The sequence below is a fragment of the Butyrivibrio sp. genome, assembly GCF_017940685.1.
Lineage (GTDB): Bacteria > Bacillota > Clostridia > Lachnospirales > Lachnospiraceae > Butyrivibrio.
In genome coordinates, this window is sequence record NZ_JAGAYD010000018.1 from 1 (window position 1) to 9,220 (window position 9,220).

A 9,220-nucleotide genomic window follows, 5' to 3' on the forward strand; every position below is an offset into this window, starting at 1 on the left:
CCTGCAGCATAGTACTGAAGCCTTGTCTGAAGATCATCCATGGATGTGATCTCCTGGCCATCAAACTCAACGATAACATCACCCTTTGCAATTCCTGCATTCTGAGCGCCACCGCCATCTGTTACTTCTGCTACATATACTCCAAGAGGAATACCATATCCTTCAGATACGCTTGTTGTTACGCTTACTCCAGAGATTCCAATGTAGCCTCTCTCTTCATTTGAAACCTTAACTCTTGTAACCTCGTTCATGAGCTTATCAATGATAGGCTGGGCTACTGATATAGGAATTGCATATCCCATACCTTCGATAGTGTCGCCACCGATCTTATTGGAGTTAATACCAATGACCTCTCCCTGAAGATTAAGCAGGGCACCACCTGAGTTACCAGGGTTGATGGCTGCATCAGTCTGGATAAAGGTCTGTGTAACACCCTCTGAAATCTCAACATCTCTGTTTACAGCTGAGATAACACCAGTAGTAACTGACTGGCCATAACCAAGGGCATTACCAATTGCGATTGCAGGCTCTCCAAGTTTAAGAGCTGTGCTGTCTCCAAGAGTTGCAATCTTTATCACTTCTCTTGTGGAGTCATCTATATCATCAAGCATTACTGCTATGACAGCAAGGTCCATGTCTGAATCAGTACCCTTAACTACAGCTTCTACTGTAGTGTCATCATTAAAGATAACCTCAAGGCTGTCAGCGCCTTCAATAACGTGATAGTTAGTAGCAATAAGAAGCTCTGAATCGTTCTCACCAACAATGATTCCACTTCCTGAAGCAGTTGCTTCTTCTTGCTGAACGTATCCAAAGTAACTTGCTGAAGCTGTGTAGTTGTTGTGGATCATTACCATGGCTGGCATAACTTCTTCAACAACTGCTGTCACATCAGTTACAACTGCCATTGAAGCACCAGTAACTGTAGTAGTCTGGATCTCTTTTTCCGGCTCTGCCTGAGCCTTGTCTTCTGTAACAGGATCAGCACCTGTCTCATCTGGAGTTATTTCCTCATCCTGCTGCTCAACCTCTGCTACAGTATCATTTCCTCCGATGCCAAAGAAGCTTCCGGATTTATTAGCCACTGCGTTGTAAGTAATTCCAACACCACCAACGATAAGTGCCAGGATGCAGATTGCTGCTACAACCTTAGCAAAGGTGTGCTTTTTCTTTTTAGGTCTCTCTGGTGGCACTGACGGGCCAGCCTGTGAATTATACTGATATGTTCCATAAGTTGGCTGATTATTCTGATTGTAGCTGTAACTATTCTGTCCGTAAGAGTAACCCTGATTGTTGTAAGAATATGGGTTAGTGCTGTTGCTGGAGTTATAGCTGCTTCCTCCGCCGTAGTTGTAACTCCTGCCAGAGTAATTATATGGATTAGATGTAGGATTTGCATTTGATCCATTATCTACTGATGGTTTGTTGTTATTATCCTCATACATAATAACGTACCTTCCTTTCCGTTTATGGCTTTAGTATAGGAGCGATCTGTGTCGAAATTGTGATTATTTTCTTATATAAAAATTAATAATCCTCCTCTATGACCTGTATCTCCATATAGTCAAAAGACACATCTTCAACAAAAGAATCCCTGGTAAAACGGCACTTTGCGTGAAGCTGAAAATCTTTGACAACACTGTCAAGCCAGATAGGTTTTGATAGGTCCATTTCATAGCAGGCCTTCTCTATAGCATTCATTACCTTATGGGTTCTTGTGTCTGTGGTCTCATCACAGACCACCATGTCCTTTAAAAGGTGATTGTCGCTTATAAGTTTAACCCAGAGCCTGAACATTGTTGTTTCTATACCTCCACTTTACAGAGTTTTAAATGATTTACATATTATGATATACGGATTGCTCCGCTTCGTTCTCGCAAAAAGAGGTTTACCATTTCTAATGGTAAACCTCATAAATAATGTATCACATATCAGCCTTCATAACCATTTGGATTATTACTTTGCCATCTCCAGGAATCAGCACACATTTCCTTGATGCCATTTTCTGCAACCCAGCCAAGCTCCTCTTTTGCCTTGTCAGCATTGGCATAGCAGGTTGCGATATCTCCAGGACGTCTGTCCTTGATCTCGTATGGGATCTTAACTCCTGTGGCTTCTTCAAAGTTCTTAACAATATCAAGAACGCTGTAGCCTACACCTGTTCCCAGGTTGTAGATGTTAAGTCCGCTTCCGGGAGCAAGCTTCTTAAGTGCCTTGACATGTCCCTTAGCAAGGTCAACTACGTGGATATAATCTCTTACACCTGTGCCATCGTGGGTGTCGTAGTCATTGCCAAATACATTGAGCTTAGGAAGCTTACCTACAGCAACCTGTGTTATGTAAGGCATCAGGTTGTTAGGAATTCCGTTTGGATTCTCTCCAATTGTTCCGCTCTTGTGAGCCCCGATAGGATTGAAGTATCTAAGGAGAACTACATTCCACTCTGGATCTGCCTTCTGTATGTCAGATAAGATCTGCTCAAGCATTGACTTGGTCCAGCCGTATGGGTTTGTGCACTGTCCCTTTGGACACTCCTCAGTGATAGGGATCATGGCAGGATCGCCATAAACCGTAGCTGATGATGAAAAGATAATGTTCTTGCAGTTATGCTTTCTCATCACATCAACCAGGGTCAGTGTTCCTGTAACGTTGTTGTCATAGTATTCCCAGGGCTTCTGGACTGACTCGCCAACCGCCTTAAGACCTGCAAAATGAATGACACTGTCAATCTTTTCATTAGAAAAGATCTTCTCAAGAGCATCTCTGTCTCTTATGTCAGCCTCATAAAAAGGAACCTTCTTGCCTGTAAGAGCTTCAACTCTATCAAGACACTTTCTGCTTGAGTTAGCAAGGTTGTCCATTACTACCACATCTTCTCCAGCATTCTGGAGCTCAACTACTGTGTGTGAACCAATATATCCAGCACCACCTGTTACAAGAATAGCCATGATTACCTCTTTTCTATGTCGTACATGATAAGTGTTTTTGTCTACCTACAGCAGTATTGTATAGAGAATTTGTATCTATTACAATTTCCTTTTGTTGCGACTACCTGTCGAAATGTTAACTTATAGTTCGATTCCGTTCTTTTTGCAAAGTTCTCTTGCCGTTTCTACAGAATCGACACCCTCTTTATTCTTGATAGGCGCAAACTCATGCTCTCTTATTACCTCATATGGCAGACAGCTTGGAAGCTCATGGATCATATCGAGAACCAACTGCTCAAACTTACATCCGTTAGGAGTCTCTGGCTTAATTAGCTGTGCGTTTTCATCAATATAAGGAATCTTCTTCTCAACAACATGTAATGGCAGAGATTTCTTGGAGATCTCATAAAGATCTTTTTCGTTGAAAAGATAGTTAAGGATTACGCCGTAGTTGTACGCTGGATCACCGTTCTCATCCTTGGCATCCATCATCTCCTGAGACAGCTCATAGTACTCAACGATAGAAGGCTTGCCATCCTCAAGACACATAACGCCAACCTTCTCATCCGGAGCACACTTTCTTACTACCTTAGCGCCGCAGCTTACACCAGCTTCAAGGGTTGCACCAACGAAGCATGGATCAGCAATTCTCTGAAGTACATTATCTACGGAAAAGATATCTATCCACTCGATACCTTCTTTTAACATGAGGTCACGAAGTCCCGCGCGAAGCATTGATGCGTACCATCCTGCATTGCCATTAGGAGAAGTTGAAATTCTGGACTTACTCTCCATATAAACCTTGCCCTGATAATCTGAAGCAGGTGCCATGTCCTGTTTAAAGAAAGTGATCTTGTCCTCAGGGTATCCAAAGTAGTTGTGCTCCTTGAGGAAAGAAACTGTTGCGTCATTGTTCTTTTCACTGGTCATGATAAAGAGACGGATATATGTACCATCTGCCTGATCAACAGTATCCTTAAGGTTTTCGATTATTCTCTGGAAGATATACACATCCTTGGTAAGACCAATATTGTACATTCCCTTTGGATTATCCGAGCCAAGTCTTGTGCCCATTCCGCCAGCAAGGAGGCAGGCAGCGATCTTGCCTTCCTTAAGAGCTTTTTTACCAATTGCAAAAAGCTCATCCCTTCTCTTTTCAATCTCAGATACCTGCATTGCAGCAAGGGGTGCAAACTCACCTCTTCCCGCGCTCTTTCCAAGATTCTTGCAATTCTCTACTACAGAAAAATCTGTATCCTCTATCTGTGCAATGAGCTCTGCCTTCTCAGCATCTGAAAGCTCATCGTAATATTTAAGTACATGAAGCTGATCAAACTTTTCAAGCTTCGCCTTGGCCTCTTCAAATGTCATAACGACACCTCCTCATCTCCAAATCAACCTGCAGCAGGTGCTGCTGCACTACCAGCTTCTGGTGCTGCTTCAGGAGCTGCCTCTGGTGCAGGAAGTGGTGTTCCAGGAACCCATCCTGCTGGATCAACAAGGAGTCCGTTCTTGTCAAAGGTGCAGTTGACTCCGTCAAGAGGTACTGTCACAGCAACAAGCATGCGGCCTGTGTTGCCATCAAAGAATCTCCAGCCATCTGGCTGCTCAACCCAGCCTACAACTCTGTGTCCGTCTGCAGGATCAAGGTAGTAAACGCCGTCCTTAAGCGATGCAAATCCAACTGCCATCTTGCCATCTTCAGCAAAGTAGTAGTTCTGGCCATCTATTGCATTCCAGCCCTTGAGCATCTTGCCATCAGGTCCGAAGTAGAATCTTGAAGCCACATCTCCTGACCATCCGGTAAACATCACGCCGTCATCGCCAAAGAGATATACATCCTTGTCAATTGTCTGAAGACCAACAACTGCTGCGTTGCCCTGACCAAAGTAGAATCTCTGGCCCTGCTCGTTTGAGTACCATCCGCTTAAAGCGATACCATCAGCGCCAAACATGTACTTACCTGTCTCAAGAGCATGCATGCCTGTCAGCATAAGACCATTTGCATCAAAGAGGTAAAGCTTGTCACCAATAGGAGTAAGTCCTGTATGCATCACATACTGCTCATCAAAGTAGCGGATGCCATCCTCAAGCTGAACAAATCCTCTCTGGCACTGGCCATCAGCGTTTGCGTAGTAAACTGTTCCGCCAAGGTTAAGAAGTCCTGTGCAGCGTTGTCCGTTCTCATTGAAGTAGTAGTGAGCTCCATCAATATCAGCAAATCCTACAGCAGCAAGACCGCCGTTATTAGGATCAAGGTAGTAGATGCCGCTCTCATCCTGGAACCATCCTGTCTGGATGAATCCGTTGGCATCAGCGTGATATCTCTGCCCGCTTAAGTTGATCCAGCCATACTGCTTGCGATAGTTGTGATAGTAATATACATGTCCGCCCCAGCTGTTGAAGCCCTCAGGGATCATTCTTGAGAAGTAGTCAACATAGAGGTGGTTGACATCAACTCTTGTAGGAATTCCAGCATATGAACCGTGGCTGCTTGACTGCCACATAGCATAGTCGCCTGGATAGTCGCAGGCTGTGTTGTACTGAGCAACCCACTTGGCAGCTGAAACTGATGGCATTCTTCCCATGAACCAGTTTCTGCTTGCGTAAACCATTGGCTCATAACCATTGGCGTTGATGATGCCACAGAATGTATCCGCAATTGCCTGAAGCTGACCTGCGTTAAGTCCCTTCTGGCAGGAATCCTCTATATCAATAGCGATAGGGAATGTAACTGTATAAGGAGCTATCCATGCAAGAACCTGATTGGCCTCTGCAGCTGCTGCCTCAGGAGTTGTTGCATATGAATAGATATAGATACCTGTACGGATACCAGCGGCATTAGCGCCGTTGATGTTATTGATAAACTGCTCATCCAGACCCTTCTTGGTTGTGCCGACTCTGATCATGGCAAAGCGCACGCCCTGATTTCTGACCTGTTGCCAGTTGATGCCTCCCTGATACTTGGAAACGTCGATTCCCACTGCAACCTCCGGACCAACAGCCTTAGCTTCTACGCTTGCAGCAGGGCTTAAGAAAAGGAGTGCCGAAAAGAAAACCAGCATTCCCGCTGAAATAAAGAGCTTCTTTATACCTTTTAACATACTTTCTCTCCCCTAATTCTTTACAAAATACTTAACATTTATTATACGGAAAAACAACCTTTAGGTCAACGAATAGTAGCCCATTTGAAGGCTCTTTTCATGCGCGTTTTTGTGGTATTATATTGTTATAATATCGTTTGTTTTTCGTTGTCAGATTGGAGGTATCTCTATGCTGAAAGAATTTGTAAAATCCGAAATTCCGGAGGAAGAGGTTTTAAAAGAAAAGCTCAAAGAAGAGCGTCTTCGCCTAGGTGCATTTCAGATGAAGATCAAGGAGGCCGGTCTTCCTGTAATGGTCTTGTTTGAAGGCTGGAACGCCGCAGGAAAAGGGGCTGTCATTGGGAAAGTCATCCGCAACATAGATCCCAGATTCTTTAAGGTTGCCACCATGGACAGGCAGCCAAGCAGCGAGGAAAAGAGATATCCATTCCTTTACAGATATATAAAAGAGATACCGGAGGCTGGAAAATTCAGGTTCTTTGACACCTGCTGGATGGAAGAGGTCGTATCAGGAGTTTTAGATGGCGACCTTACAGATGAAGTCTATAGAAAGAGAGTACACTCCATAAATGTTATAGAACGCCAGCTTTGCGACAACGGATATCTGGTCATCAAGTTCTTTTTCCATATATCGAAAAAGGAACAGAAAAAGAGACTTGACGCCTTGAAATCAAGCAAGGACACCAGCTGGCGCGTTGATAAAAACGACCTTCTGCAGAACAAACACTACGACAAGTGTCTTGAAGTTTTTGAGAGATACCTTGAGGATACCAACGAGTCAAGATCTCCCTGGTACATCATTGATGCCAAGGATAAAAAGTACGCAGAGCTCCAGGTTCTTCACTTCCTTAATCAGGGAATAGACATAGCGCTTAAGAACCAGAAGATGAATGTTCCAATCCTGCAGAACACCTTCCCTATGGAGAAGATAGGTAAGCTCTCTGACATTTCATTAGATGGCAAGGTCATGAGCGATGCCGAGTACGACGCTGAGCTTGACCGTCTGCAAAAAGAGCTTAAGGACCTTGGAAATAAGGTCTACCGCAAGAAGATCCCTGTAATAATCGCCTACGAAGGCTGGGATGCAGCTGGAAAGGGTGGAAACATCAAGAGGATAACTGAAGCCCTCGACCCAAGGGACTACGTAGTCGAGCCAATTGCCAGTCCTGAGCCCCACGAGAAGGCCCGTCACTACCTGTGGCGTTTCTGGACAAGACTTCCCAAAACCGGTCACATCACTGTATTTGACAGGACCTGGTACGGCCGCGTAATGGTTGAGCGCCTTGAGGGGTTCTGCTCCGAGAACGACTGGCAGAGAGCCTACAACGAGATCAATGAATTTGAAAAAGAGCTAAAGGACTGGGGTGCAGTCATCATCAAATTCTGGGTGCAGATTGACAAGGACACTCAGCTTAAGCGCTTCACTGACAGGCAGAACACTCCTGAAAAGCAGTGGAAGATAACAGATGAAGACTGGCGTAATCGTGAAAAGTGGGATCAATATGAAACCGCCATAGATGAAATGATAGAAAAGACCAGTACATCTTTTGCCCCATGGCATGTCCTTGAATCTGTGGACAAAAAATACGCCCGCATCAAAGCTCTTAAGATAGTTATAGAGGAAATCAAAAAAGCTCTTGAATAAAAAGAAAAGGTCTGGGCCAAGGTCCAGACCTTTTTTATTCTGTTCAGTTAACTATATTTCTTGGTGTTCCTTTCATCCAGCTTTGGATGTTTTTCTTAACTTCATCAAGACATCTCTTTCTGGCTTCAGTACTGGCCCAGGCAAGATGTGGTGTTACTATAAGGCGCCCGCTGTCCTGGATGTTTAAAAGTTTGGAGTTTTTAGCCATTGGTTCAGGATTAAGTACGTCAAGACCTGCTGCCCTGATGGAGCCATCTGCGAGAGCTTCATAGAGGTCATCTTCTACAACCACAGCGCCTCTAGCGACGTTTATAAGAATTGCAGTTTTCTTCATTTTTGAAAAAGCTTCTTTGTTAAAGAGGTCTCTTGTTCTGTCGCTAAGTGGGCAGTGGAGTGAGATAATGTCTGACCTTGTCAGAAGCTCATCAAAGCTCACCTGCTCATAATCTGTGCAGTCGCTGTGGCCTGAGGATGCATAGAAGATCACATGTGCTCCAAAGGCTGTAGCAATCTGGGCAACCTTCCTTCCGATATTACCCATACCAACAATTCCATAGGTCTTGCCAGCAAGCTCTTCGTAAGGAATATCAAGGCAACAGAAATGCTCCTGATTTGCGTAAGCTCCGCTCTTTACAAACTCGTCATAGTGGCGGAGATTCTCCATCAGGTAAAACAACATTGCAAAGGTATGCTGTGCAACTGAATCAGTTGAATAGTTCACAACGTTGGCAACCTTAACCCCGTGCCTGTCGCAGGCAGGAATATTGGCGTTGTCGTAGCCTGTTGCAAACTCGCATATAAGCTCTAGATCCGGCGCATCATCAAGAAGCTTGTCAGTTATCTGGCTCTTATTTATAACCAGCACATTGGCTCCAGAGAGCCTCTCTTTTGCATTCTCCTCTGTTACCTTGTCGTCGTAATATGTTACCTCACCAAGCTCATCATATATGGTGTAGTCCATGTCTGTTCCGACACTGTCTTTATCTGCAATAACTATCTTCATGATTTTCTCCTTATAGTGAATTGTTCTGTCATGGTATTATATCATTATATTTACAGCAAATATGTGGATTTGTTGTGATATCGGAATTGTTTTTTATTAGATTTTGTTAGGCGAGGTATCAGTTAACCAAAATGATAATTCAAACCGGCTCCCGCACTGACATTCCTGCCTTCTACGCCGACTGGTTCGCAGAAAGATTAAAGGAAGGCTATGTCTATGTGCGAAATCCCTACAACATGACATATGTGACCAAGTACATACTGCATCCATCTGTGGTTGACCTTATCAGCTTTTGCTCCAAGAATCCGGAGCCAATGCTTAAGTACCTTGACCTGCTTCGTCCTTACGGTATGTACTGGTACGTCACCATAACAGGCTACGGAAGAGACATTGAGCCAGGTGTCCCTGAGATTCCTGATGTCATTGAGACCTTCAAAAAGCTCTCTGATTTTGCCGGAGTTGATTCCATGGGATGGCGCTATGATCCGATCTTCCTTGATGAGAAGTACACCAGAGACTACCATCTTGAGAAGTTTGAAGA

The 9,220-nt window shown here is 44.2% G+C and carries 8 protein-coding genes; 2 read left to right on the forward strand and 6 right to left on the reverse strand.

The window, feature by feature from the left end:
• The 5 genes from J6I68_RS01470 to J6I68_RS01490 form a co-directional block, all read right to left on the reverse strand.
• Positions 1 to 1,445, reverse strand: a 1,445-nt coding sequence (locus J6I68_RS01470; RefSeq protein WP_292216648.1) for a S1C family serine protease, incomplete at its 3' end; no start/stop codon positions are given.
• 82 nt (positions 1,446 to 1,527) lie between these two features.
• Positions 1,528 to 1,797, reverse strand: coding sequence for a hypothetical protein (locus J6I68_RS01475; protein WP_292216650.1), 270 nt, complete (start codon positions 1,795 to 1,797; stop codon positions 1,528 to 1,530).
• 134 nt (positions 1,798 to 1,931) lie between these two features.
• Positions 1,932 to 2,948 (reverse strand): UDP-glucose 4-epimerase GalE, encoded by a 1,017-nt coding sequence (gene galE, locus J6I68_RS01480; protein ID WP_292216651.1) that lies wholly within the window; start codon positions 2,946 to 2,948, stop codon positions 1,932 to 1,934.
• A 120-nt stretch (positions 2,949 to 3,068) separates the two neighbouring features.
• The gene (locus tag J6I68_RS01485; protein ID WP_292216652.1) at positions 3,069 to 4,298 is read right to left on the reverse strand and encodes a UTP--glucose-1-phosphate uridylyltransferase; all 1,230 of its coding nucleotides are present in this window, start codon (positions 4,296 to 4,298) and stop codon (positions 3,069 to 3,071) included.
• A 23-nt stretch (positions 4,299 to 4,321) separates the two neighbouring features.
• Positions 4,322 to 6,031, reverse strand: coding sequence for a GH25 family lysozyme (locus J6I68_RS01490; RefSeq protein ID WP_292216654.1), 1,710 nt, complete (start codon positions 6,029 to 6,031; stop codon positions 4,322 to 4,324).
• A 169-nt stretch (positions 6,032 to 6,200) separates the two neighbouring features.
• Between J6I68_RS01490 and pap the strand changes: the two genes are divergently transcribed.
• The gene (gene pap, locus J6I68_RS01495) at positions 6,201 to 7,676 is read left to right on the forward strand and encodes a polyphosphate:AMP phosphotransferase (protein ID WP_292216656.1); all 1,476 of its coding nucleotides are present in this window, start codon (positions 6,201 to 6,203) and stop codon (positions 7,674 to 7,676) included.
• Positions 7,677 to 7,719: 43 nt separating this feature from the next.
• Here pap and J6I68_RS01500 read toward each other — a convergent pair whose 3' ends face one another.
• The gene (locus J6I68_RS01500) at positions 7,720 to 8,679 is read right to left on the reverse strand and encodes an NAD(P)-dependent oxidoreductase (protein ID WP_292216657.1); all 960 of its coding nucleotides are present in this window, start codon (positions 8,677 to 8,679) and stop codon (positions 7,720 to 7,722) included.
• Between the two features lie 131 nt (positions 8,680 to 8,810).
• On the opposite strand from J6I68_RS01500, the gene J6I68_RS01505 reads away from it, so the two are divergent.
• Positions 8,811 to 9,220 (forward strand): DUF1848 family protein (locus tag J6I68_RS01505; RefSeq protein WP_292216659.1); only part of this gene is annotated, 410 nt, incomplete at its 3' end.

What these genes read in the sequence shown, in the direction of transcription:
- J6I68_RS01490 (WP_292216654.1), bottom strand. Translation starts at nt 6,031, where the DNA reads ATGTTAAAAGGTATAAAGAAGCTCTTTATTTCAGCGGGAATGCTGGTT.
- J6I68_RS01475 (WP_292216650.1), bottom strand. Translation starts at nt 1,797, where the DNA reads ATGTTCAGGCTCTGGGTTAAACTTATAAGCGACAATCACCTTTTAAAG.
- J6I68_RS01485 (WP_292216652.1), bottom strand. Translation starts at nt 4,298, where the DNA reads ATGACATTTGAAGAGGCCAAGGCGAAGCTTGAAAAGTTTGATCAGCTT.
- galE (WP_292216651.1), bottom strand. Translation starts at nt 2,948, where the DNA reads ATGGCTATTCTTGTAACAGGTGGTGCTGGATATATTGGTTCACACACA.
- pap (WP_292216656.1), top strand. Translation starts at nt 6,201, where the DNA reads ATGCTGAAAGAATTTGTAAAATCCGAAATTCCGGAGGAAGAGGTTTTA.
- J6I68_RS01500 (WP_292216657.1), bottom strand. Translation starts at nt 8,679, where the DNA reads ATGAAGATAGTTATTGCAGATAAAGACAGTGTCGGAACAGACATGGAC.